This window comes from Egibacteraceae bacterium, from assembly GCA_035540635.1.
In the GTDB taxonomy this organism is placed as follows: Bacteria; Actinomycetota; Nitriliruptoria; order Euzebyales; family Egibacteraceae; genus DATLGH01.
Map to the genome: position 1 here is coordinate 1 of DATLGH010000017.1, position 24,484 is coordinate 24,484.

Annotated in this window: 24 protein-coding genes and 1 tRNA gene; 3 read left to right on the top strand and 22 right to left on the bottom strand. The window is 70.8% G+C overall.

What is annotated here, in order from left to right:
• The coding region (locus VM324_03000) for a PH domain-containing protein (GenBank protein HVL98240.1) at nucleotides 1–1,501 on the top strand (1,501 nt) is incomplete at its 5' end.
• 29 nt (nucleotides 1,502–1,530) lie between these two features.
• Here VM324_03000 and VM324_03005 read toward each other — a convergent pair.
• Nucleotides 1,531–1,615 (bottom strand) — tRNA-Tyr (locus VM324_03005).
• A 59-nt stretch (nucleotides 1,616–1,674) separates the two neighbouring features.
• Between VM324_03005 and VM324_03010 the strand changes: the two genes are divergently transcribed.
• On the top strand, nucleotides 1,675–2,166 hold the full coding sequence (locus tag VM324_03010; protein ID HVL98241.1) for a YajQ family cyclic di-GMP-binding protein: 492 nt from the start codon (nucleotides 1,675–1,677) through the stop codon (nucleotides 2,164–2,166).
• 42 nt (nucleotides 2,167–2,208) lie between these two features.
• Here the strand turns inward: VM324_03010 and deoC are convergent, their stop codons facing one another.
• From deoC to VM324_03075, 13 genes are all read right to left on the bottom strand, one after another.
• The gene (gene deoC / locus VM324_03015; GenBank protein HVL98242.1) at nucleotides 2,209–2,865 is read right to left on the bottom strand and encodes a deoxyribose-phosphate aldolase; all 657 of its coding nucleotides are present in this window, start codon (nucleotides 2,863–2,865) and stop codon (nucleotides 2,209–2,211) included.
• 40 nt (nucleotides 2,866–2,905) lie between these two features.
• Complete coding sequence (locus tag VM324_03020) at nucleotides 2,906–3,763, bottom strand: zinc metalloprotease HtpX (GenBank protein ID HVL98243.1); 858 nt, start codon at nucleotides 3,761–3,763, stop codon at nucleotides 2,906–2,908.
• A gap of 76 nt (nucleotides 3,764–3,839) precedes the next feature.
• Nucleotides 3,840–5,336: an NADH-quinone oxidoreductase subunit N gene (locus VM324_03025; GenBank protein HVL98244.1), complete on the bottom strand. Its 1,497-nt coding sequence runs from the start codon at nucleotides 5,334–5,336 to the stop codon at nucleotides 3,840–3,842.
• A 12-nt stretch (nucleotides 5,337–5,348) separates the two neighbouring features.
• On the bottom strand, nucleotides 5,349–6,896 hold the full coding sequence (locus VM324_03030) for an NADH-quinone oxidoreductase subunit M (protein HVL98245.1): 1,548 nt from the start codon (nucleotides 6,894–6,896) through the stop codon (nucleotides 5,349–5,351).
• Between the two features lie 52 nt (nucleotides 6,897–6,948).
• Entirely contained in the window at nucleotides 6,949–8,946 is a 1,998-nt protein-coding gene (gene nuoL, locus VM324_03035; protein HVL98246.1) for an NADH-quinone oxidoreductase subunit L, read from the bottom strand.
• Nucleotides 8,947–8,962: 16 nt separating this feature from the next.
• Entirely contained in the window at nucleotides 8,963–9,280 is a 318-nt protein-coding gene (nuoK, locus tag VM324_03040; protein ID HVL98247.1) for an NADH-quinone oxidoreductase subunit NuoK, read from the bottom strand.
• A complete protein-coding gene (locus VM324_03045) occupies nucleotides 9,280–9,885 on the bottom strand; it encodes an NADH-quinone oxidoreductase subunit J (GenBank protein HVL98248.1) in 606 nt (201 codons plus the stop codon). Before VM324_03045 ends, nuoK (VM324_03040) begins: the two co-directional genes overlap by 1 nt.
• Complete coding sequence (locus VM324_03050; GenBank protein ID HVL98249.1) at nucleotides 9,882–10,649, bottom strand: NADH-quinone oxidoreductase subunit I; 768 nt, start codon at nucleotides 10,647–10,649, stop codon at nucleotides 9,882–9,884. The genes VM324_03045 and VM324_03050 overlap by 4 nt, the downstream gene beginning before the upstream one ends.
• Nucleotides 10,650–10,686: 37 nt before the next feature.
• Nucleotides 10,687–11,739 carry a complex I subunit 1 family protein gene (locus VM324_03055; protein HVL98250.1) on the bottom strand — a complete coding sequence of 351 codons (1,053 nt, stop codon included), beginning with the start codon at nucleotides 11,737–11,739 and terminating at the stop codon, nucleotides 10,687–10,689.
• Entirely contained in the window at nucleotides 11,740–12,933 is a 1,194-nt protein-coding gene (locus tag VM324_03060) for an NADH-quinone oxidoreductase subunit D (protein HVL98251.1), read from the bottom strand. It lies immediately after the preceding gene.
• Nucleotides 12,930–14,252, bottom strand: coding sequence for an NADH-quinone oxidoreductase subunit C (locus VM324_03065; GenBank protein HVL98252.1), 1,323 nt, complete (start codon nucleotides 14,250–14,252; stop codon nucleotides 12,930–12,932). Before VM324_03065 ends, VM324_03060 begins: the two co-directional genes overlap by 4 nt.
• A 12-nt stretch (nucleotides 14,253–14,264) precedes the next feature.
• On the bottom strand, nucleotides 14,265–14,813 hold the full coding sequence (locus VM324_03070; protein ID HVL98253.1) for an NADH-quinone oxidoreductase subunit B family protein: 549 nt from the start codon (nucleotides 14,811–14,813) through the stop codon (nucleotides 14,265–14,267).
• On the bottom strand, nucleotides 14,804–15,175 hold the full coding sequence (locus VM324_03075; GenBank protein ID HVL98254.1) for an NADH-quinone oxidoreductase subunit A: 372 nt from the start codon (nucleotides 15,173–15,175) through the stop codon (nucleotides 14,804–14,806). Before VM324_03075 ends, VM324_03070 begins: the two co-directional genes overlap by 10 nt.
• A gap of 132 nt (nucleotides 15,176–15,307) precedes the next feature.
• Here VM324_03075 and map point away from each other — a divergent pair, with 132 nt between their 5' ends.
• Entirely contained in the window at nucleotides 15,308–16,318 is a 1,011-nt protein-coding gene (gene map, locus VM324_03080; protein ID HVL98255.1) for a type I methionyl aminopeptidase, read from the top strand.
• 12 nt (nucleotides 16,319–16,330) lie between these two features.
• On the opposite strand, the gene VM324_03085 is transcribed toward map, so the two are convergent.
• The 8 genes from VM324_03085 to nuoI all read right to left on the bottom strand — a co-directional run bounded on the left by VM324_03085 (nucleotide 16,331) and on the right by nuoI (nucleotide 24,358).
• Complete coding sequence (locus tag VM324_03085) at nucleotides 16,331–16,480, bottom strand: hypothetical protein (protein ID HVL98256.1); 150 nt, start codon at nucleotides 16,478–16,480, stop codon at nucleotides 16,331–16,333.
• 93 nt (nucleotides 16,481–16,573) lie between these two features.
• Nucleotides 16,574–17,602: a polyprenyl synthetase family protein gene (locus tag VM324_03090; protein ID HVL98257.1), complete on the bottom strand. Its 1,029-nt coding sequence runs from the start codon at nucleotides 17,600–17,602 to the stop codon at nucleotides 16,574–16,576.
• A 48-nt stretch (nucleotides 17,603–17,650) separates the two neighbouring features.
• Complete coding sequence (gene nuoN / locus VM324_03095) at nucleotides 17,651–19,297, bottom strand: NADH-quinone oxidoreductase subunit NuoN (GenBank protein ID HVL98258.1); 1,647 nt, start codon at nucleotides 19,295–19,297, stop codon at nucleotides 17,651–17,653.
• A complete protein-coding gene (locus VM324_03100; GenBank protein HVL98259.1) occupies nucleotides 19,298–20,809 on the bottom strand; it encodes an NADH-quinone oxidoreductase subunit M in 1,512 nt (503 codons plus the stop codon).
• The gene (gene nuoL, locus VM324_03105; GenBank protein HVL98260.1) at nucleotides 20,810–22,741 is read right to left on the bottom strand and encodes an NADH-quinone oxidoreductase subunit L; all 1,932 of its coding nucleotides are present in this window, start codon (nucleotides 22,739–22,741) and stop codon (nucleotides 20,810–20,812) included. It abuts the gene before it with no gap.
• Between the two features lie 10 nt (nucleotides 22,742–22,751).
• Nucleotides 22,752–23,057: an NADH-quinone oxidoreductase subunit NuoK gene (gene nuoK, locus VM324_03110; protein HVL98261.1), complete on the bottom strand. Its 306-nt coding sequence runs from the start codon at nucleotides 23,055–23,057 to the stop codon at nucleotides 22,752–22,754.
• Nucleotides 23,054–23,716 (bottom strand): NADH-quinone oxidoreductase subunit J, encoded by a 663-nt coding sequence (locus VM324_03115; protein HVL98262.1) that lies wholly within the window; start codon nucleotides 23,714–23,716, stop codon nucleotides 23,054–23,056. Before VM324_03115 ends, nuoK (VM324_03110) begins: the two co-directional genes overlap by 4 nt.
• Nucleotides 23,717–24,358 carry an NADH-quinone oxidoreductase subunit NuoI gene (gene nuoI / locus VM324_03120; protein HVL98263.1) on the bottom strand — a complete coding sequence of 214 codons (642 nt, stop codon included), beginning with the start codon at nucleotides 24,356–24,358 and terminating at the stop codon, nucleotides 23,717–23,719. It abuts the gene before it with no gap.
• Nucleotides 24,359–24,484 lie beyond the last annotated feature (126 nt).

The window sequence follows — 24,484 nt, forward strand, 5'->3', positions numbered from 1 at the left end:
GTGGCCGGGGGCGGCCGGGGAAACTCCGCCTGGCGTTGCGCCGGGCGGAGCCGTGGCGGCGGGCAGGCGGCTGCATCCGGCGGTCATGGGCCTCTGGCCGCTCGGGCAGGTCGGCCCGATCCTCCTCCTCCTGCTGGCCGGTCCCCTGGCCCCCGTCGTGGCGATCACGCTCCTCCTCGCGAGCGCGGCGGCAAGCGTCGTGCGCTACCTGCGCTTCTCGTGGAAGGTCGCCGACGGCGCCCTCGTGATCGAGCAGGGTCTGCTCCAGCGTCAGCGCCGCGTCATCCCCCTCGAGCGGGTCCAGTCGGTCGACCTCGTGCGCAAGGTGCGGCACCGCCTCCTCGGTGTCGTCGAGGTGCGGGTGGAGGCCGTCGGCGGCGACTCGACGGAGGGCCGTCTCGACGCGCTGTCCGTGGCCGACGGCCAGCGCCTGCGCGACATGCTCCTCCGTGAGCGGGATCGCGCCGCGGGCCAGCCGGTCGACGCGCCGGCCGCAGCCACCGCGCACGCAGGCGCGCCGGCGCGGCCCCTGGCCCGCCTTGGGCCCGACCGCCTCGTCGTCGCGGGGCTGACGGGGGGCAGGGTCGGTGTGGCCGCCGCGCTGCTCGGGTTCGCCCAGCAGATCTTCGGCGAGCGCGTCGACGAGCTGCTGCAGAGGGCTCCGGCGCTGCTCGGGGCGCGGGGGATCGTCGCGGTCGTGCTGATCACCCTCGTCGGCGCCTTCGTTCTTTCGATCGTCGCCACGGTGGTGGCCTACTGGAACTTCACGCTCACCCGTGAGGGGTCCAACCTGCGCATCCACCGGGGGCTGCTCGAGCAACGGTCGGACACCCTGCCGCTGCGACGCGTGCAGGCCGTGCGGGTGGAGGAGAACATCGTGCGGCGGCTGCTCGGCCTCGCAGCGGTGAAGGTCGACGTCGCGGGACGCTCCGGCGGCGAGGGACGCGACACCGGGACCCTGCTGCCGCTCGGCCGCCGGTCGGAGGCGTTCGCGCTCGTGGCGCGCGTCCTCGACACCGAGAGCCTCGCCCGCGTCGAGCTCGCCGGGATGCCCCTGCGAGCCCGCAACCGGCGGGTGGTCCGGGCGCTCGTGCCGGTGGCGGTGCTCACGGTGGCGGCGTTCGTCGCCTTCCACGCGGTCGGCCTGCTCGCCCTCCTGCTCGCGGTGCCCGCGGTCGCCGTAGCCCTCGGCTCGTACCGGGCACTCGGCCACGCGCAGCTCGACGACTTCGTCGTCGCCCGCTCCGGCCTGCTCGTGCGCCGCACCGCCTTCGTGCCGACCGCGCGGCTGCAGAGCCTGGCGCTGACCGCGAACCCCGTGCAGCGGTGGCGCCGCCTGGCCACGCTCGACCTGCAGATCGCGCGCAGCCCGGGGGTGTGGTCAGGGCCGCAGCTCATCGACCTCGACGCCGGCACCGGCCACGACCTCCTCGGCGAGCTCGCCGCCATCGTCGTCTCCGGCCGCGCCGGCCTCCCACCGGCACTCACGGGGCGGGGCTAGCCTCTCGCCGGGCGCCGACGCGGGGGGAGTGGTGGTGGGAGGAGGATTCGAACCTCCGTAGGCTGAGCCGTCTGGTTTACAGCCAGATCCCTTTGGCCACTCGGGCATCCCACCGGGGAATCACATGGTAGACCGGCCCCCTACCCCCCCGCCACCGACAAGGAGGCCCACCGATGGCCGACAGCAGCTTCGACGTCGTTGCCGAGGTCGACCGCCAGGAGGTCGACAACGCCATCAACCAGGCGTCCAAGGAGGTCGCTCAACGGTTCGACTTCAAGAACACCGGTGCCGAGATCGGCTGGTCGGGCGAACAGGTCGTGATCGCGGCGAACTCCGAGGAGCGGGTCATGGCCGCGCTCGACGTGTTGAAGGACAAGCTCGTGAAGCGCAAGGTGAGCTTGAAGTCCCTCGACCACGGCGAGCCCAAGCCGGGCGCGCGCAACACCTACCGTTTGGAGATCTCCCTCGTCAACGGCATCCCCGCCGACAAGGGCAAGGCGATGGTGAAGGATCTGAAGGCCTCGAAGATCAAGGTCCAGGCCGCCATACAGGGCGACCAGCTACGGATCTCGAGCAAGTCGAAGGACGCGCTGCAGGACGCCCAGGCCCTCCTTCGCCAGAACGACCAGGACCTTCCGCTGAAGTTCACCAACTACAAGAGCTGAGGCCCGTCCCGGTGCGCCCCCCGGCCATGGCCCCGGCGGGCGTCACGCTCCGCGCTCGAGCACCGCGGCGGGGGCCGAGCAGCCGAGGGCGTCCGCGCCGGCGTCGAGCAGGGCGACCGCCTGCTCCCAGGTGCGGATGCCGCCGGCGGCCTTGACCTTGGCGGCCTCCCCGACGGCCGCCCGCATCCGCGCGACGTCGCCGACCGACGCCCCCCGCGGTCCAAAGCCCGTCGAGGTCTTCACCCAGCCGGCCCCGGCGTCGACCGCCCACCGGGACACCTCGTCGATCTGCGCGTCCGTCAACCAGCCGGTTTCGAGGATCACCTTGCACGCCACGCCGGCACGGGCCGCCGCCTGCGCCACCGAGGCTAGGTCGGACCGCACGGCGGCGTCGTCACCGCCGCGGAGCAGCCCGAAGGCGCAGACGACGTCGACCTCGTCCGCGCCGGCCTCCGCCGCCGCACGGACCTCCGCGACCTTCGCGGCGGTCAGCACCGCCCCGGTGGGAAACCCCGCCACCGTGACGACCCGCAACCCGGCGCCGCGCACCGCGTCCCGGGCCACCGCGACGAACGGCGAGGCGACGCACACGCCCCGCACCGCCCGGCCCGCCGCGTCGGCGCACAGGGCCCGCACATCGTCCGCGGTCGCCTCCGGGGCGAGCAGCGTCGCCTCGATCCGCTGGGCGACCGCGGCCACCGACCACCCCTCGGACCCGGTCACCGGGGGCGGCGGAGCGTCAGGCCATCTGCCCCATGCGCCGGGCGATGTTCTCGAGGTTGCGTACGCGGGCCTCGGTCGGCGGGTGCGTGCGGAACCACTTCGCGATCTGGCCACCGCCCCCGAAGGGCGCGGCGATGTAGAGGGAGCTGTAGGCGCTCGAGGTCTCCGCCGGGGTGGCGCCCATCCGCGCTCGCTGGCGCCCGCCCGTCTCGAGCTTCTGCAGCGCGCTCGCCAGGGCGAGCGGCTTGCCGCACAGCTCGGCGCCGGAGGCGTCCGCCGCGGTCTCCCGGCTTCGGGTCACCGCGAACTGGATGAGCATCGCCGCGATCGGCGCGAGCAGGATGAGCGCGATCTGCACGATCGGGTTCGCGTTGCGGTCGCGGCCACCGCCGAAGAACAGCGCGAAGCGCGCGAGGAACGTGATCGCGGTCGCGATCGTCGCGGCGACCGTGCCGATGAGGATGTCGCGGTTGTAGACGTGGGAGAGCTCGTGGGCGAGCACGCCCTCCATCTCGTCCCGGTCGAGGATGTCGATGAGCCCCTGGTTCACGCACACCGCGGCGTGGCGGGGGTTGCGGCCGGTCGCGAAGGCGTTCGGCTGCGGCGACGGCGACACGTACAGCCGCGGCACGGGCTTGCCCGCGCGCTGCGACAGGTTGTGCACCATCGCGTGGTACCAGCCGTACTCGGCCTCCGACGCCGGCTTGGCGCGCGCCATCTTGATCGCCAGCTTGTCGGAGAACCAGTAGGTGCCCACGTTCATGACGAGGGCGATGCCCAGGGCGATGTAGAGCCCGCCCTCGAACAACGACCCGATGAACAGCAAGAGCCCGGACAGCCCGGCAAGCAGGATCGCGGTCTTGAAGGCCTTCATCGCAGTGCTTCTCCTGGAGGTGGTGGATGCCCCCAGGATATCGCGCCGCCCCGGCCCCGCGGCCGACAGGCGGGGTCTACGGCCCGGCGGTGACGAGCGTGGAGACCTGCGCGGCGTTCGCGAACAGGTCCGGCGCGAAGAACACGCCGACCGTGGCGATCGCCAGTGCGGTGACGACGAAGTTCAGGGCGAACCCGGGGCGGACGGGGACCTGCGCCGCTGGCGGGTCCATCCACATCGTCCGCACAACCGACAGGTAGTAGAACATCGAGATCACCGCGTTCACGACCACCGCGGCGGCGAGGAAGTAGGCGAACGCGGTGCCGGTGCTCGCCGCGGCGGAGATGAGGAAGAACTTCGCCCAGAAGCCGACCACGGGCGGGACGCCGCCGAGCGAGACGAGGAAGACGGTCAGGCCTGCGGCGAGGGCGAGGTTGCGCTGGCCGAGACCGGCGTAGTCGGTGGTGCGCCGGGCGGGGTGCTCGCTCGCCATCGCGGTCACGACCGCGAACGCCCCGACGTTCATCACGGCGTAGGCGAGCAGGTAGATGAGCACCGCCGCGAACGCCTGCTCGTTCACGCCCGCGATCGTCGCGTCCCCGTCGGCGGCGCGCACGAGGCCGAACGGCACGAGCATGTAGCCGGCGTGGGCGACCGAGGAGTAGGCGAACAGCCGCACGATGTTGCGCTGCTGCATGGCGGTGAGGTTACCGAGCGTCATGGTCAGCACGGCGACGATGCCGAGGATCGGCGCCCACACGTCCGCGAGCGGCTCGAACGCCACGAAGCAGACCTGGAGGAGGCCGGCGAAGCCCGCGGCCTTCGAGGCCACCGAGAGGAACGCCGTGACCGGGACCGGGGAGCCCTCGTAGGTGTCGGGCGCCCAGAAGTGGAACGGCACCGCGGAGATCTTGAAGCCGAAGCCGACGATCACGAACAGCAGGCTCGCGAGCAGCAGCGGCTCCCTCGGCGCGTCGGCGAGGGCGATCGCCACGCCCTGCAGGTCGGTCGTGCCGGTGAACCCGTACACGATCGACAGTCCGAACAGCAGCACGGCGACGGACAGCACCCCGATGAGGAAGAACTTCAGGGCCCCCTCGGTGCTGCGCAGGTCGAACTTGCGCAGGCCCGCCATGACGAAGCCCGGCACGCTCACGAGCTCGAGCGCGATGAAGATCATGACGAGGTCGCGCGCGCTCGGCATGAGCAGCATGCCCGCGAACGCGGCGAGGACGAGGAAGTAGTACTCGCCCTGATAAGTCCTGATCGACGTGAAGTAGCGGTAGCTGATGAGCAGCACGAAGGCGGCCGTGACGAGGAAGAAGGCCTTGAACAGCAGGGCGTAGCTGTCGACGACGAACATGTTGCCGAAGGCCTGGCGCGTCCGGCCGTCGAGCGCCAGCGCGGCGACCCACGCGAGCGCGCCGAGGACACCGGCGAGCGCGACGGGGTTCACGAGCCGTTTTCTCGCCCCCTGCCAGACGAGGTCGCCGAGCAGCACGAGCAGCGACGCCGCGAGCAGGGTGAGCTCGGGCGCGAGCGCGAACCAGTCGATCCGGGTGAGGTCGTCCATGTCGGAACCCCGTCAGCCGGCGAGCGCGCCGAGGTAGGCGACGACGTCGGGGTTGGTGATGCCGAACACGAGGAACGGCAGGACGCCGAGCGCGCCGACGAGGATGAGCAGCGGGGTCCACGCAGCCCACTCGACCGCGGTGATGTCGGTGAGGTCCGCGCCGCTCCAGCGCTCGGGGGCCTGGCCCATGAGGACGCGCTGCATCATCCACAGGAAGTAGCCGGCGGTCAGCACGGTGCCGACGGCGCCGAGGACCATGAGCACCCGGAACAGCGGGAGGTAGCCGGCGTCGATGATCGCCTGCGCGGGGCTGAACGCCGCGAGCAGCGCGAACACCTCGCCCCAGAACCCGGCGAGGCCCGGCAGGCCGAGGCTGGCGATGGCGACGAAGCCGAGCACGAAGCCCATCCGCGGCATGACCTGCATCATCCCCCCGCCGATCTCGGCGATGGTGCGGGTGTGGTAGCGCTCCTTCAGGCTGCCGGTGACGAAGAACAACATCCCGGTGATGACGCCGTGCGCGATCATGCCGAAGATCGCGGCGTTGATCCCCGTCGGGGTGAGGGTCGCGATGCCGAGCATGACGAAGCCCATGTGGCCCACGGAGCTGAAGGCGATGAGGCGCTTCAGGTCGGTCTGGGCGAGGCAGCACAAGGCGCCGTAGATGATCGCGATCACCGCGAGGACGGCGATGATCGGCGCGAATTCGACGGCGGCCTCGGGCAGGATCGGCAGCGCGATGCGCACGAAGCCGTACGTGCCCATCTTCAGCAGGATGCCGGCGAGCAGCACGCTGCCGATCGTCGGCGCCTCGGTGTGCGCGTCCGGCAACCAGGTGTGGAAGGGCCACATCGGCACCTTGATCGCGAAGCCGAGGAAGATCCCGAGGAAGGCCAACCGCCCGAACGTCCCCGCGAACTCCCCCGCGGCGCCGTACTGGGCCAGGGTGAGGATGTCGAACGTCGGCTGGGGTGCGGTGAAGTAGAGGGCGAGGAAGGCCACGAGCATGAAGACCGAGCCGAACAGCGTGTAGAGGAAGAACTTCACCGCTGCGTACTCCCGGCGGGGCCCACCCCACACGCCGATCATGAAGTACATCGGGACGAGGACGAGCTCCCAGAACACGAAGAACAGCACGAGGTCGAACGCGATGAAGCAGCCGGCCATCCCGGTCTGCAGCAGGAGCATGAGCGCCAGGAACGCCCGGGGCCTGCCCGGCTCCTCGATGTGGTGGTAGGCGTAGATCGCGCAGAGGAAGGTGAGCAGGTAGGACAGGACAAACAGCGGCAGGCTGATCCCGTCGATGCCGACGTGGTAGTTGGCGCCTATGGCGGTGATCCAGGGGACGTTGACCTGGTAGGCAAGCTGCTCGCCGGGAGCCCGGACGTCCCCGAGGTAGTAGCCGGCGAGGATGGCCAGCGACAGCACGAAGCCGACGAGGGAGACGAGGAGCGCGACCGGCTTGGCGCTCTCCTCACTGCGCTTGGGGATGAGCAGGATGACCCCCGCCCCCACCAGCGGCAGGAACACCGTGACGCTGATCGCGAGGTTCTCCCACATCCTTAGCGGTCCCTTCTCGTCGTTGTGGCTGCCGGCTGCCTGCTCGAGCGGGTCACGCCGTTGCGAACAGCACGCCGAGGACGATCACCCCGACGAACAGCCCGCCGGCGTAGAGCTGGACGTTGCCGGACTGGGCCAGGCGCATCCGCGCGCCCGACCACATCGCCGACACCCCGAGCCCGTTGACGGCGCCGTCGATGCCGCGCTGGTCCCCGAGCTCGTAGGTCGTCCGGGCCAGTCGCGCCGTGCCCACGCCGGCAAGGTACACCACCCGGTCGATGACGCGGTCGTTCAACCAGTAGGCGGCCCTGGCGAGCGGCTCGCGGATCGCCCGCACGATCACCCCCTCGTAGAGGTGGTCGAGGTAGTAGCGGTTGCGCAGCACCTGGGTCACAGGGCCCATATGCAGCACCGGGTCCCGCTCGGGCACGCGGCGGTACATCGCCCTGCCGACGGCGATCCCGAGGGCGGCCAGGGCGGTGGCGGCGATCGCGATCGGCACGTTGAGGGCGATCTCGTGGTGCGACCAGTACTCCTCGGAGAACATCGTCCAGGCGCTGAAGGCGTACGGCTGGAAGCGCGGCAACGGCAGGTTCACGAGCCCGATGAGCACCGACGGGATGGCGAGCGCCACGAGCGGGCCGGTCATGGCCACCGGGCTCTCGTGTGGGGTGCCCGCACCCCGGTACGTCCCCGCGAAGACGAGGTAGAGGACGCGGGCCATGTAGAAGGCGGTCAGCAGCCCGCCGAGGATCCCGAGAACGAACACGACCGTGCCGGCGTAGCCCCCGGCCCCGAACGCCTCGACGAGGATCTCGTCCTTCGACCAGAAGCCCGCGAGCGGGGGCAGTGCCGCCAGGGCGAGCGACCCGACGAGGAAGGTCCAGAACGTCGTGGGCATGAACCGGCGGAGCCCGCCCATGTCGCTCATGTTGTTCGAGTGGGCTGCGTGGATGAGCGACCCGGCACCGAGGAACAGCAGCGCCTTGAAGAAGCCGTGGGTGAACAGGTGGAAGATTCCCGCGGTGTAGCTGAAGGCGAGCGCCGCCACCATGTACCCGAGCTGGCTGATCGTGGAGTAGGCCAGGACCTTCTTCACGTCGTCCTGGACGATGGCGAGCAGGCCTGCGGAGAACAGGGTGATCGCACCGATGATCGCGATGGTGACGATCGCGGTCTCGGAGGCGTGGAAGACCGGGTAGAGGCGCGCGACGAGGAACACGCCTGCGGTGACCATCGTGGCGGCGTGGATGAGCGCGGACACCGGCGTCGGGCCCGCCATCGCGTCCGGCAGCCACGTGTGGAGGGGGAACTGGGCGGACTTGCCGACCGCGCCGATGAACATGGCGATGAGCGCGAAGGTCAAGAGCCCCGTGTTCAGGGGCGCGCCACCGGCCTGCACCCCCTCCTCGACGGCCGTGATGATCGCCCCGATGTTGAACGTCTGGAACATCGACCACAGGGCGATGACCCCCACGATGAGCCCGACGTCGCCGGTCTTGGTCGTGAGGAAGGCCTTGATCGCCGCGTTGGAGTTCTGCTTCTCCTCCCACCAGAAGCCGATGAGCAGGAACGAGCAGACGCCGACGAGCTCCCACCCCACGATGAGCAGCATGAGGTTGTTGCTGATCACGAGCAGGAGCATCGACGCGGTGAACAGGCTGAGCAGCGTGTAGTACCAGGTGAACCGGGGGTCGCCGTGCATGTAGCCCGTCGAGTAGACGTGCACCATGAGGCTCACGAACGTCACGAGCAGGAACATCATCGCGGTCAGCCCGTCGATGCGGATGCCGGCCTCGAAGGCGAACTCCCCCCCGAAGGTCGCAAGCGGCACAGCCCGCTCGAGGACGAACGCCGACGTGTGGTGCAGCGCCGAGCCCACGTTCGCGCCGAAGACCTCGATGGCCACGAGCACCGACAGCACGAGGGCGAACGCGATGGCGGCGATGCCGACCTCGGCGCCGCCCTTCGGCAGGCGCTTGCCGACCGCCATGATGATCGCCGCGGAGGCCGCCGGGACGGCCGGGATCAACCAGGCGTACTCGCTCACCCGTGGCTCCTGCTGCCTAGAACTTCATGAGGTCGGCGTCGTCGATGTTCACCGTCGCGCGGTTGCGGTACATGAGCAGGACGATGGCGAGGCCCACGCCGACCTCGGCCGCACCGACGGCGATGACGAACAGGGCGAAGACCTGTCCCGACAGCAGCACGTCGCCGAGCCGTGCCGCGGCCAGCTGGCCGAACACCACGAGGTTGATGGTGGCCGCGACGAGCATGATCTCGACGCTCATGAGCACGAGCACGGCGTTGCGGCGAGACAGCACGCCGTACACCCCGACGCTGAAGAGCAGCGCGGCGAACACGAGCGGGTAGACGACCATCATCAGCGGGGCACCTCCTCGCTCGGGCGGGTCACGCCGGGGGTGCTGCTCGCGTCGGTGGCTGCGGGCTCGGGACGCCCGGTCGCCAGGTCGGGGTCGAGGAGGGGCTCGGGGCCCTCCCCCTCCTCCCGGCGGGCGAGGATGATCGCCCCGATGAGCGACACGGTGAGGAAGAAGCCGAGCACCATGAAGGGGAACGCCCACGCCACGTAGAGCACCTCGCCGAGGTCCCCGGCGGTCGTGTGGGCGAGCGGGAGCACATCGCCGCCGAACGCGCCGAGGATCATCGTCGTGAGGAAGCCGAACAGCGCGACGCTCACGAGCAGCGCGAGGCGCGCCGACTCGTTGTGCTGCGCCATGGGGCCGATCGGCGCCCGGGTCAGCATGAGCCCGAACAGGATGAGCACGACCACCGCGCCGACGTAGACGAGCACCTGGGTCCACGCGAGGAACTCGGCGCCGACGAGGAGGAACGTGCCGGCGACCGACAGCAGCGCGACGACGAGGTAGAGCGCGGCGTGGACGACGTTGCGGGCGGTGACGACGAGCAGCGCGGCGGAGCCGCCGATGACCGCGATGCCGAGCATGACGACATCGGCGCCGGTCATGCCGACGCCTCGGCCCTCTCGCGGCGTATCCGGGCCTTCTCCCTGCGGACGTACGCGGCCTTGGCCTTGGCGCGGGCGACCCGCTCGCTCTTGCCCTCGCCGACGAGCTGGTCGAAGACCTCCTGGTCGACCTGGGCCTCGACGTGGATGTCGTCGTCAGCCCCTCCGGCCGCGGCCCCGCCGGCGGCCGTGCCGTCGCCCCCGGCGGCCGGCTGCGACGCGGCGGCGAGACGCTGCGCCTCCTCCTCCGCCGCCTTCCGCGCAGCCTCGAGGCCGTCGCTGATCTCCGGCGGGATCTCGGCGCCGACCTCGAGGTCGGGCGGGGCGGGCACGGTGTCCATCCAGACCCGCAGCTGCTCCTTCTCGTGGGTGAGCTCGCGGATGGAGTAGGTGGAGTACTCGAACTCGGGGGACCAGAAGAGCGCGTCGAAAGGGCAGACCTCCACGCAGATCCCGCAGTACATGCACAGCGCGAAGTCGATCGCGAAGCGGTCGAGCTGGTTGCGCGTGCGCGCCCGGCCGCCTTCCTTCTTCGGCGGGATGGTGTCCTTGTGGCTGTCGATGTAGATGCACCAGTCGGGGCACTCGCGGGCGCACAGCATGCAGACGGTGCAGTTCTCCTCCATGAGCGCGATGACCCCCCGGGTGCGGGGCGGGAGGTCCGGCTTCACGTGGGGGTACTGGGCAGTCGTTGCGGGGCTCATCATGGTCTTCAGCGTGACGCCCAGACCCTTGAGCAGCCCGATCTTCGGCAATGTCGGCATCTTCAGCCCTCGAGGAGACCAGCAGGGACGCACATCGTCACAGCATCACCTTGGCGACTGCGACGACGACGATGTTGAGCAGCGCGAGGGGTATGAGGACCAACCAGGACATCCGCTGGAGCTGGTCCTCGCGCAGGCGCGGGAACGTCGCCCGCAGCCACACCATGACGAACGTGAGCGCGATGATCTTGCCCATCGTCACCCCGAAGCCGAGGACCGCCCCGAGGGCGCCCTCGGGCAGCGGCACCCCCGGCCACGGATACCACCCGCCGAGGAAGAGCACCGTCGCGAGCGCGGACAGCACCACCATGCCGGCGTACTCCGACAGCATGAAGAAGGCGTAGCGCAGCCCGGTGTACTCGGTCATGTGACCGAAGATGATCTCGGAGTCGGCGATCGGCATGTCGAACGGCGGCCGGGAGAGTTCCGCGAGCGCCGCCACGTAGAACATCCCGAAGCCGATGATGTGGGGGACGGCGTAGGGTACCGGGACGGCCCCGAACAGGCGGAACTCGTTCTGCGCCTCGATGATGCCCACGAGCGACAGCGTGCCCGCCTGCAGGACCACCGCCGCGGCGGCGAGGACGAGCGGCAGCTCGTAGGCGATGAGCTGCGCGGCGGCTCGGATGCCACCCATGAGCGAGTACTTGTTCGCACTCGACCAGGCGGCCATGAGGATGCCGAGGACCCCGACCGACGACACGGCGAGGGCGAAGAAGATCCCCGCGTCGAGCTGCACCGCCCAGACGCCGGGGCCGAACGGCACGACGACGAGCACGACGAGCACGGGCACGAGCGAGACGGCCGGCGCCCAGGCGAACACCCACCGGTCAGCCGCCGAGGGGATGATGTCCTCCTTCTGGATGAACTTCACCCCATCCGCGACGAGCTGGCCGACCCCGTGCTTGATGGGCCCGATGCCCGCCTCCATGGGCCCCAGACGGTCCTGCATGTGGCCGAGGACCTTGTGCTCCATGTAGCCGACGACGAGCGGGGCGGTCAGGAAGAAGACGACGATGAGCCCGAGGTTCAGGGCGAGGGACAGCCAGAAGCTGTCGAACGCGAGCGTGACCTGGGCGATGACCGTCATCTAGCGGTCGATGTCGCCGACGACGAAGAACACGCTGCCGAGGATGGCGATCATGTCGCTCAGCAGCGCTCCCTCCAGCAGGTAGGGCATCGCGGCGATGTTGTTGAACGACGGCGTGCGCATCTTGAGCCGCCAGGGGTTCTTCTTCCCGTCGCTCACGAGGTAGTAGCCGCACTGCCCGAGCGGGTTCTCGGTCCGCACGTAGATCGCCCCCTCGGGGGCCTTGACGACCTTCGGCAGGTTCGTCTTCACCGGCCCCGACGGGATGCTGTCGAGCACCTGGTCGATGATGTCGCAGCTCGCGTCGATGCGGTCGAGCAGCACCATGAACCGGTCGTAGCTGTCGCCGTTCTGCCCGACCGGCACGCGCACGTCGATCTCGCCGTACTTCTCGTAGGGCTCGGTGACCCGCGAGTCCTCGGGGAGCCCGGCGGCCTGCAGGGTCGGGCCGGTGACCCCGTAGCTCGCGGCCACGTCGAGCGGCAGCGCACCGACCCCCCTCGTCCGGGCGATGAAGATCTCGTTGCCCTCGAGCAGGTCACGGTACTCCTGGCTCCGCGCGCGCACGTTCTTCGTCATCTGGGCGCTCGCTGCGAGGAAGCCGCGGGGCAGGTCCTCCTTCAGCCCCCCGACGCGGTTGTAGCTGAAGTGCAGCCGGCCCCCCGTCGCGCTCTCCATGAGGTGCTGGATGTCCTCGCGCTCACGGAACGCGAAGAACACCGGGGTGATCGCGCCGAGCTCGAGCCCGAACGAGCCGACGAACATGAGGTGGTTGAGGATCCGGTTCCACTCGGCCATGAGGACGCGGATCCACCGGGCCCGCTCGGGAACCTCGAGCTCCATCATCCGCTCGACGGCGATCGCCACGCCGAGCTCGTTGTTGAAGGCGGACAGCCAGTCGTGGCGGTTGACGAGCGCCATGATCTGACGGTAGTCGCGGGCCTCGGCGAGCTTCTCGAACCCGCGGTGCATGTAGCCGATGATCGGACGGGCCCGGCGGATCTTCTCCCCGTCGAGGTCGATGACCACCCGCAGCACCCCGTGCGTGGCAGGGTGCTGCGGCCCGATGTTCAGGTTCATGTCCTGCGTGGCGAGCTCGCCCTCGTCGCGGATCTCGACGAGCATGCCCTCGCCGGGACCGCCGGGCAGCAAGCCCTGCCCCCGCTCGGTCGTCATCGTGTCGAGATCGGTCACGAATCGTCGCCTCCGCGTCGGGTGTCGTCGTCAGGGGTGTCCGCGGGGCGCGGGTCCTCAGGGCGTCCCACCTCGTCGAGCGTCTCGCTCGCCTCGCTCGCGCCTTCGCCCGCGGAGGCGTGCGAGCGGTCGGCGTAGGGTGAGGCGGTCGGGCCGCCGGCGTCGGCCTTGGGCCCGCCGGCGGCGGCGTCCGACGCGGAGCGCCCCTCACGCTCCGCCCCGCCGTGGCGGCCCTCGGCCTCGGGGCCGGGCGCGCCGCTCGGTACGGGCGGAGCGCCCTCGCCGACCTTCGCCTCGGACTCCGGGTCGTGCACGGGCTGGTCGGTGCCCGGCCTGTCGCCCGGCGCGCCTGCTGCGGTGTCGCCGCCGACGGCTCCGGCGGCCGCGTCCTTCGCGATGTCGGTGCGCGCGACGTCGGCCGCGCCCCCGGGTGTCTGCGGCTCCGGTTCCCCGGCGGCCGCGGCCACCTGCGCCGCCCCCGCACCGGCGGTCTCCCCGCCGGTGGTCTTCTCCGCGGCGGCTGCCTGCGCGTCCTCGGCCTCGCCGGCGGGCGCGGAACCCGCGTCCTCGGCCTCCTCGGTGCTGGCGGCCTGGGCCGCCGCCTTCTCGGACTGCTTCTCCGCGCGCATCGCCGCGGCCTTCGCCCGCGCGCGCTCCGCACGGGTCTTCGCAGCCTGCGCCTTCTCCTCGGCGGCGACCGGGGCCTCGGCGGCGGTCGCGTCGGCGGCCTCCTCCTCGTCGCTGCCGATCTCCTTCGGCTCCTTCAGCCCCGGCCACGGCTTCGCCTCGCGCGTGGCGAGGAGGAAGTCCTTGCGGAGGGGGAACCCCTCGAAGTTCTCGACGGTGAGCAGGCGCGGGAGCAGACCCGGGTGACCCTCGAAGTCGATCCCGAACATGTCGTACACCTCACGCTCGTGCCAGTCCGCGCCGGCGTAGAGATGCGTGAGCGTCGGCACCTTCGGCGCCTGGCGGCCGCCGGGTGCCACCACCCGGATCATGATGTGGTGGCGGTGGCGGAGGGAGTAGAGGTGGGTGACGACGGCGAAGCCCTCCTCCCCGAGGTCCACGCCGGCGTTGTGGTCGTAGAAGTCGAAGGCGAGCGCCGGGGACTCCTTGCACAGGCGCGCCGCCTCCGCCAGCGCGTCGGCCTCCACGGTCAGGGTCAACTGCCCGTAGGTGACCGTCACGTCGACCACCGCGCGGCCGAGGCGCTCGCAGAGGTGGGCCGCGAGCGCCTCCGGCTCCATGGGTGACCCCCCCTGGAACGCTTCGGCGGCGCGCGCGCCGGTGCGGGTCGCGACCTCTCGCGTCGAGCTCATCGCGGCGTCCCGCTACATCGGGTCGTTCGCGGGATGGCGGGTGTGGTCGCCGCCGCCGACCACGATGGGCCGTCGTGCCTCGCGCTCGGCGTAGCGGTCCTTGAGGGACTCGTTGCCGATGCGCTCCTGGAGGGTGAGGATCCCGTCGAGCAGGGCCTCGGGGCGGGGCGGGCAGCCGGGGACGTAGACGTCCACCGGGATGATCTGGTCGACGCCCTTGGTCACCGCGTAGCTGTCCCAGTACGGACCGCCGCAGTTCGAGCAGGACCCGAAGCTGATCACGTACTTCGGCTCGGGCATCTGGTCGTACAGCCGCTTGATCGCCGGGGCCATCTTGTCGGTCAGGGTGCCGGCGACGACCATGAGGTCGGCCTGGCGGGGGCCGTGGGCGAACGGGATGACGCCAAGCCGGATGAAGTCGTGGCGGGCAGCCGACGTGGCGATGAACTCGATGGCGCAGCACGCCAGCCCGAAGTTCATGACCCACAGGCTGTACTTGCGTCCCCAGTTGAGGACGAACTTCAAAGGTTGGGGCGGGTCGATCTTGTCGACTAGGCCCACTTCAGCACCCCCTTCCTCCACTCGTAGGGGAGGGTCAACGTGACAAAGAAGAGGAACACGAGCATCACGCCCAGCATGAACCGCTGCTCAGGAGCAGTCCCGAGGACCACCGCCCACGGGAAGATGAACAGCGTCTCGACGTCGAACACCACGAACAGGAAGGCGAAAAGGTAGTAGCGGATATGCGTCTGTGACCAACCTCGGCCGACCGGATCCATGCCACACTCGTAGGTCGAGAGCTTGCCGCCGTACTTCTTGTCGGGGGCCACGAGCCGGTTCAGGGTGAACGCGAGCGCGACGAGCAGGACCCCGGCCACCCCCAGCGCGAGGACCGTCCCGTAAGCCTGGTAGTAGTCAGGCATAGACCGCTCCGTGTCGTCCGAACGGGCCGCTGCCTGGAGCATGCGACCCGCTCCGCAAGTGTACGGCCTTCCCCCGGCACCGCATAAACGTCGGATGCGGTGGATCGGGCCGCCTGCTGGCACCATAGGGGCATGCGAGAACCGAAGCGCAACGAGCCGTGCTGGTGCGGCAGCGGTGAGAAGTTCAAGCGCTGCCACCATCCCGAGCCTCCACCGGCGACCGCCGGCGCGGGCAGGGAGTGGGGGGGTCCGGCGCCGACGGCCGTGCTCCACCGCGTGCGCCCCGGCACGCTCGGCGCGACCCGCACGGTCCCCGCGCCGATCCGCCGGCCGGAGTACGCCGAGACGGGTGACCCGGGCCCGCGCCGGCCCGCCACGGTCAAGGGGCCGGAGTTCGTCGAGCGGATGCGCTCGACGGGCCGGGCCGCGCGCGCCGTCCTCGACCGCGTGGTGGCCGCCGTCGAGCCCGGGATCACCACCGACGAGCTGGACCGCATCGCCCACGAGGAAACACTGCGCGTCGGCGCCTACCCGAGTCCCCTCAACTACCACGGGTTCCCGAAGTCGCTGTGCACGTCGGTGAACGAGGTCATCTGCCACGGCATCCCCGACGACCGCCCCCTCGCCGAGGGCGACATCGTCAACTGCGACGTCACGATCTACCGGGACGGGGTCCACGGCGACAACTCGGTCACCGTCTACGTCGGCGAGGTCGACGAGGAGTCGCGCCGGCTTGTCGAGGCGACCTACGAGGCGATGATGCTCGGCATCGCGGCGGCCCGCCCCGGTGCGCGGGTCCGCGACATCGGCCGTGCGATCCAGGAGTACGCCGAGGGCCACGGGCTCGGGGTCGTGCGGGCCTTCGTGGGCCACGGCGTCGGCGAGCAGTTCCACACCGAGCCGATCATCCCCCACTACTACGCGCCGGAGGCACGGACCGTCCTTCGGCCGGGGATGACCTTCACCGTCGAGCCCATGCTCACCCTCGGCACGCCCGACCACGTCATGTGGGACGACGGGTGGACGGCCGTCACGGCCGACCTGCGCCGCACGGCCCAGTTCGAGCACACCGTGCTCGTCACGGAAAACGGTGTGGAGATCCTCACCCTGCCGGAGGGCGAGCCCCAGCCCTTCGCCCACTGAGGGCGAGGCGCACTACATCTCCGCGTTCATCATGTGGTCGATGAGGGCGAGGAGGACCTCCTTGTTCCGCTCGAGCTCGGACACCAGCCACTCCATCTCGGGGCTGACCTCGGCGGGGCGGGTCTCCACCATCTGCAGGGCCCGCTCGCGCAGGTCCGCCAAAGAATCGTGTCGCAACGTGTCACCTCCGGGAAGACGTGCGCGCACCATACCCACCCGGGTCGGCGCTCAGCCGACGCCCACCCGGGTCGGCGCTCAGCCGACGCGTTCGACGGCGTAGTCGGTGAGGTAGGCCAGCCCGTCGAGGGCGGCGGGGGCCGCATCGGTCAGGGCGTCCAGGGCGCTCCTGGCGTTGGCGGCCTCGAGGCGCGCGGCGTCGCGGGCGAGCTCGATCGCCGGGTGGCGGCGGAGCATGTCGAGGGCCGCGGCGACGTTCGCCTCGCTCGGGTGGCCGAGGAGCTCGAGAAGCCCGGAGGAGCCATCGGCCTCGAGCGCGAGCAGCACCGGCAGGGTGCGCACGCCCTCGCGGAGGTCCGTGCCGGGCAGCTTGCCCGACTCGTCGGGCTGGCCGGTCACGTCGAGGACGTCGTCGGCGAGCTGGAAGCTCATGCCGAGGCGCCACCCGTAGTCGGTGACGATCTCGATGGCCTCCGCGGACTGGCCGGACAGGATGGCGCCGAGCCGGCAGGACGCGGCGATGAGCGAGGCCGTCTTCTCCCCGATCACGGTGAGGTAGTGCTCCCTGGTGGGTTCGATCGCGGGGGCACCGTGGTCACGGGCCACCAGCGACCCCAGCACCTCGCGGATCTGGCCGGCGCACAGGTCGGCGATGGTGCGGGCCATGACGCGCGTCACCTCCACGCCGAGCGCAGCTGAGAGCTCCGACGCGCGCGCGAGAAGGAAGTCGCCCGTGAGGATCGCCACGGTGTTCGACCACTTCACGTGCGCGGCCGGGGCCCCCCGGCGCACGTCGGCCGCGTCGATGACGTCGTCGTGGTAGAGGGTCGACAGGTGCACGAGCTCGACGACCACCCCGGCATCCACGAGCCGGCTGTCGGTGACGTCGGCACCGGCGAGCATGCCGGTCAGGAGCACGAGCATCGGGCGGAAGCGCTTGCCGCCGGCGTCGATGAGGTAGCGCGACGCGGTCTCGGCGAAGGGCAGGTCCGACAAGACGGTCGTGCGCAGCCGCTCCTCAACGAGCGCGAGCCCGGGGCGCAGGTCGATGCCCCGCTCGGCACCCTTGCGGGCGAGGTCGTCGACTTCCTGCTGGGAGAGGGCCAAAGCGGCGCGGATTCTAGCCTGGATCGACGTGCTGCGGATCCACGGCCGTCAGCCAGCGAAGGAGGCGGCCTGGCGGGCCAGGTCGATGAGCACGCCAGGCAGGATGCCGAGCACGACGACGCCGGACGCCGCCGCGGCGAGGCCGGCGGACAGGCCGGTCGTGGCGACCAGCGGTGGCTGGTCGGCGACCTCCGCCGGCTCGTCCTCCATGAACATCGTGACGATCACCCGGATGTAGAAGAACGCGGCGATGAGGCTCGACACGACCGCGAGGACGACGAGCGCGACGTGACCGGCGTCCACCCCGGCGCGGAACACCGCGAGCTTTCCCATGAAACCCGCGGTGCCGGGGATGCCCGCCAGGGACAGCAGGAAGAGGCCGAACATGCCCGCCGGGACGGGGTAGCGGCGGCCGAGGCCGCGCAGGTCGGACAAGGCCAGCGCCTTGCGGTTGCGGCGCTCGAGGAGTGTGAGCACGCCGAAGGCCCCGAGGGACATGAGGGCGTAGACGAGCAGGTAGAACAGCGTCGCGCTCACGCCCTCGCGGGACACCGCGATCACGCCGATCAGCGCGTACCCCGCGTGCGCAACCGCCGAGTACCCGAGCATCCGCTTCAGGTCGGTCTGGACGACGGCGAGAATCGCCCCGGCCATCATCGTGAGCGCGGCGATCACCCAGAACACCGGCACCCACGACCACGCGAGCTCGGCGAACGCCCCGACGAAGACCCGAAGGAAGGCGGCGAACGCCGCCGCCTTCACCGCCGCGGCCATGAAGCCCGTGATCGGCGTGGGCGCACCCTGGTAGACGTCCGGCGTCCACATGTGGAACGGCACGAGGCTGACCTTGAAACCGAGCCCGACGAGCAGGAGCGCCATGGCGGCGAGGACCATCCCGTCAGGGGCGGCGATCGACCGGAACGCCTGCCCCGCCTGTGCGATGTTCGTCGATCCTGTGAGGCCGTACACGAGGGCGATGCCGTAGAGCAGGAGCGCCGAGGAGAACGCGCCGAGCAGGAAGTACTTGATCGCCGACTCCTGGGAGTTGAGGTCGCGCTTGGCGAACCCCGACAGGATGTAGAGCGAGAGGCTGAGGACCTCGATGGAGATGAAGACCATGATGAGGTCGGCTGCCGACGCGAGGAGGGTCATCCCGGTGGCCGCGAACAGCAGCAGGGGGTAGAACTCGCCCCGGTGGATGCGGCGCTCCTCCATGTAGGAGAACCCCAGCGGCACGGCGACGATGCCGACGAGGCACACGGTGAAGCGCGTGAACAGCGCCACCCCGTCGACCGCGACCATGTCGCCGAGCAGGCTCTGCGTGGCGATGAGCGGCCCGCCGGCGTGCGCCCCCCACTGCCACGCGGTGACGCCGAGGCCGGCTGCGAAGCCGATGGCGGCGAGCAGGGCGCCGAGCCGGCGCGGCCGGTCGCGCCAGATCCACGTGAGCGCGAACTGGGTCACGGCGGCGAGCCCGACCAGGCCGGGCAGGCGGGTCTCTCCCGTCGCGTAGGCCGCGTAGCCGGCCCCCGCCCCGAGCAGGCCGAGCGCGACGAACGACGCCTGCAGGCGCTGGCCTCCCGCGGTGTCGAGCAGGAGCACGAGGATCCCGAAGCCGAAGAGCACGAGCTCAGGGCTGATCGCCGCCCACGGGATGTCGGGGATCGTGACGCCTGCCTGCGCGAGCGTGTGCACCTAGCGCGACTCCTCGGTGACCGGGGTGAGCAGGGTGAGGCCGTCCGTGCCGTTGACCTCTTCGAGGATCGCCTCCACGGTCGGGTTGACGCGGTCGTAGAGCGGCTGGGGGTAGAGCCCGATGCCGATGATGAGCGCCACGATCGGGACCATCACGCCGATCTCGCGAGGGGTGAGGTCGGCGATGCCGACCGCACGCCCCTCGACAGGGCCGTGGAACATCCGCTGGTAGGCCCAGAGGAGGTAGAGGGCGGCGAGGATCACGCCGACGGTCGCGGCCACGGCGGCAACCGGCACCGTCTGGAAAGCCCCGAGCAGGATGGGGAACTCGCCGACGAAACCGTTCAGGCCCGGCAGCGCGATCGAGCTCATCGCGGTGAGCAGGAAGAGCCCCCCGAGCACGGGGGCAGCCCGCAGCAGCCCGGAGTAGTCGGCGATCGCGCGGCTGTGCGCCCGGTCGTAGAGGAAGCCGATGAGCAGGAACAGCGCCCCGGTCGACAGACCGTGGTTGACCATCTGCACGACGCTGCCGGAGGCCCCGGTGGGATGCAGCGCGAAGACTCCGAGGACCACGAACCCGAGGTGGCTGACCGACGAGTAGGCCACGAGCCGCTTCACGTCGCGCTGGACCATCGCGACGAGGGCGCCGTAGAGCACGCCGATGACCGCGAGGGCGATCATGAACGGGGCGAGCCGCACCGTCGCGTCGGGGAAGAAGGGCAGGCTGAAGCGCAGGAACCCGTAGCCGCCGATCTTCAGCATGACCGCCGCGAGCAGCACCGAGCCGACCGTCGGCGCCTCGGTGTGGGCGTCGGGCAGCCAGGTGTGCAGGGGGAACATCGGAACCTTGATCGCGAACGCGGCGAAGAAGGCGCCGAACAGCCAGGCCTGCTCGGTGGGGCTCAGGGACACCTGGCGCAGGACGTCGTAGTCGAACGACGTCGCCCCGGCCGCGAAGTACAGGTAGAGGATGCCGACGAGCATGAGGAAGCCGCCGACGAGGGTGTAGAGGAAGAACTTCACGGCGGCGTAGCGGCGGTTGCCGGACCCCCAGATGCCGATGAGGGCGTACATCGGCACGAGCATGGCCTCGAAGAAGACGTAGAACAGGATGAGGTCGAGCGCCAGGAACACGCCGATGAGCGCGGCCTGGAGCGCCATGAGCGACCCGAAGAAGCCCTTGACGCGGTCGGCGGCGTTCCAGCCGGCGAGCACGACGAGCGGCATCATGAAGGTGCTGAGCAGGACGAGGAACAGGCTCAGCCCGTCGACGCCGAGGCGGTAGGTGATCCCCCACTGCGGGATCCAGTCGACGCGTTCGCCGAGCTGGAACGCCGCGTCGCCGGCGGTGAACGCCGCGAGCAGCAGGAGCGAGAGGGCGAACGTGGCGACGGTGCCGGCGAGCGCCGTCCACCGCACGGCGGCCGGCGCGCCGGCGGGCAGCAGCGCGATGACGGCCGCGGTGGCGCCAGGGACGACGATGAGCAGCGTGAGCAGGGGCAGGTCGGCCATCTAGAAGAACCCCCCCGCGACCCGACCACCGGCGAAGAGCGCGAGGACGAGCACCGCGCCCGCGAGCACCGCGAGAGCGTAGCTGCGCACGTAGCCGGTCTGCACTCGGCGCAGGATGCCGGCGAGGCCCGCGGTGCCCCTGGCTGCCCCGTTCACCACCCCGTCGATGCCCCGGCGGTCGAAGTCGCTCAGCCCCCCCGCGAGCAGCGTGCCCGGCGTCACGACCGTCGTCGAGTACAGCGCGTCGACGTAGAAGCCGTTGAGGGCGAGGTCGTAGGCGCCCCCGAGGCGGACGGCGAGCGGCTCCCGGTCGGGGGCCCGGCGCAGGTAGGTGAGGAGGGCGGCGGCGATCCCGAGCCCCGCGACCGCGACCGCGACGACGAGGATGACCCCGTGGTCGACGAAGGCCGGTCCGGCGGTGAACGCCACCACGCTCGGCTCCAGCCAGTGGTGCAGGAACCCCTCGCCCGGCGGGTACTCGATGAGCCCGCCGGCGGCGCTGCCGACGGCGAGCACGACGAGCGGCAGGGTCATCGACAGCGGCGCCTCGTGCGGGTGCGCGTCGGCGCCCCACCGTGGCCGCCCGAGGAAGATGAGCACGAACCACCGGGCCATGTAGAAGGCGGTCAGTCCCGCGGCGACGAGGCCGATGACCATGATGGGCCCGCCGCCGGGCGTGTCCGCGGCGGCCGCGAGGATCTCCTCCTTGGAGAAGAAGCCTGACAGCGGCGGGACGCCGGAGATCGCGAGAACGGCGATGCCCGCGGTGACCGCGGTCACCGGCATCTTCCGCCAGAGGCCACCCATCTTCCACACGTCGACCTCGTTGGCCAGCGCGTGCATGACCGCTCCGGCGGCGAGGAACAGCAGCGCCTTGAAGAAGCCGTGGGTGAGGAGGTGGAACACCCCGGCGACGTAGTCGCCGACGCCGACGCCGACGAACATGTAGCCGAGCTGACTGACCGTCGAGTAGGCCAGGATTCGCTTGAGGTCGTTCTGGACGCAGGCGATGAGCGCCGCGAGCAGCGCCGTCGTCACCCCCACCCAGGCGATCGCCAGACCGACCCCGGGCACGAGCGCGTAGATCGGCGAGACCCGGGCGACGAGATAGACGCCGGCCGTGACCATCGTTGCGGCGTGGATGAGGGCCGACACCGGCGTCGGCCCCGCCATCGCGTCGGGCAGCCAGACGTACAGGGGGATCTGCGCGCTCTTGCCGGTCGCTGCCAGGAGCAGGAGCAGACCGACCGCAACCGCCGTGCCGCCGGCGAGGACGCCGGCCGGCTCGGCGAGGACCGCGGGGAACGACAAGGTCCCGAAGGCGCCGAAGACGACGAACATCGCGATGAGGAAGCCGACGTCGCCCACACGGTTGACGACGAAGGCCTTCTTCGCCGCGCCTGCGTAGTCCCGCCGCTCGAACCAGAAGCCGATGAGCAGGTAGCTGCAGAGACCCACGAGCTCCCAGCCCACGAACATCGTGAGCAGGCTCTCCCCCAGGACGAGGACGAGCATCGAGGCGACGAAGAGGTTGAGGTAGGCGAAGAAGCGGTGGTAGCGGGGGTCCCCGTGCATGTAGCCGACCGAGTACACGTGGATGAGCAGCCCCACCCAGGTCACGAGCAGCAGCATGACCGAGGCGAGCGGGTCCACGAGGACCGCCCAGGACACGTCGAGGGGACCCGCGCTGATCCAGGTGGCGACCTCCCGGACGAACACCCGGCCCTCCTCCGGCTGGGCCTGGAGGTAGGTGAAGACGAGGGTCGACGCCACGGCGCTGACGCCGACGGCGAGGATGGCCACGGCGGCGGACAGCCGGCCCAGCCGCTTGCCGAACAGCAGCAGGAAGGCGGCGGACACCGCCGGCACCACGGGGATCAGCCAGGCGAGGTCGACCGGTGACCCGGCGGGGGCGGTGAGCACGTGCTCCACGGGGCTTGCCCTACGCCCGCAGGGCGTCGACGTCGTCGGCGTCGACCGACGCCTTGAGGCGGAAGAGGTTGACGATGAGGGCGAGCCCGACGGTGACCTCCGCGGCGGCGACGACCATGACGAAGAACGACAGGACCTGCCCGTCGAGGTTGCCGTTGATCCGAGCGAAGGAGACAAGGGTGAGGTTGACGCTGTTCAGCATGAGCTCGATCGACATGAAGATGACGATGAGGCTGCGCCGCAGCAGCACGCCGACGACGCCCACCGTGAACAGGGCCGCCGCGAGGGCGAGGTAGTGACCGGCCGGGACCATCATGAGCGCGTCCCCTCACCTTCGCGGCCGGGCGGCGTCGCGCGCCTGCCGGCGACGGCGGGCAGCTGCTCCCGGGGCATGTCGACCAGCTCGCTCGGATGCTCCTTGCGGCGGCCGAGGACCATCGCCCCGAGCGCCGCGATGACGAGCAGCACGCTCGTGACCTCGAACGGCCACACGTAGTCGGTGAACAGGAGCAGGCCGAGCTGGCGGATGTTGCCGCCTTCCTGAGCGTTGACGTCGGCGAGGCCCGCGCAGGGGCGCCCCTGCGCGCCGGCGGTGACGTCGGCCTCGGCCCCGCAGACCGACCCCTGGCCCATCCACGGGCCGGCGACACCGACCGACAGGCTGGCGACGAGCAGGACCCCGAGCAGGAGCGCGGCGGGCTTCTGGCCGCGCAGCGGTCCTCCGATGGGGTCGTCGCGGGCGATGCCGAGCAGCATGAGCACGAACAGGAACAGGACCATGATCGCGCCCGCGTAGACGACGATCTGCACGACCGCGAGGAACTGCGCCTCGAGGACGGCGTAGAACGCGGCGAGCGTGAAGAAGTTCAGGACGAGCAGGAGCGCCGAGTGCACGGCGTTGCGCATGAGGATCATCGCGATCGCGGACCCGAGCGAGATCGGCGCGAGGATCCAGAAGACCCAGAACTCGGCCACCTACTGCTCCTTCCGGGGGTCGCGGGAGCGGGGCTCCGTCCCGCCGCCCGCGAGCATCACCGCAACCGGGTCACCCTGTTCCTGCGGGTGGGGTCCGAAGTCGTCGCGCCCCGCCGCGGGGGGGAAGTGCGCGAGCGGGTCCTGCGGCGCGTGGCCGGTGTAGTAGTCGAGGTCGCGGGCCGCCACCTCCGCATCGGTGTGCGGGGGTGGCTTCGCGCCCTCGGGAAGGGGCGCGAGCAGCTGCTCCCTGGTGAAGATGAGGTCCTCGCGGCGGTCGGCGGACAGCTCGTACTCCTGGCTCATCGTGAGGGCGCGCGTCGGGCACGCCTCGATGCAGAGGCCGCAGAGGATGCAGCGCAGGTAGTTGATCTGGTACACGGCACCGTAGCGCTCCCCGGGCGAGTAGCGCTCCTGGGGCGTGTTGTCGGCGCCCTCGACGTAGATCGCGTCGGCCGGGCACGCCCAGGCGCACAGCTCGCACCCGACGCACTTCTCCAGGCCGTCGGGGTGCCGGTTGAGCACGTGACGTCCGTGGAATCGGGGTGCCGGTGCCCGCTTCCTCTCCGGGTACTCGGTGGTGACCGGCGGACGGAACATCGTCTTGAAGGTGAGACCGAAGCCTTTGCGCAGTGCGTTGAACACGCTCTAGACCTTTACCTGTTCGGGGGCCTGCTCGTCGGTGCCCTCCTGCGGGGCGGCGTCGTCGACAGGGCGGGCGAGCGCGCGTCCCCCTCCACCGCCGGTGCCCGGCCCGGCCACCCGCGACCC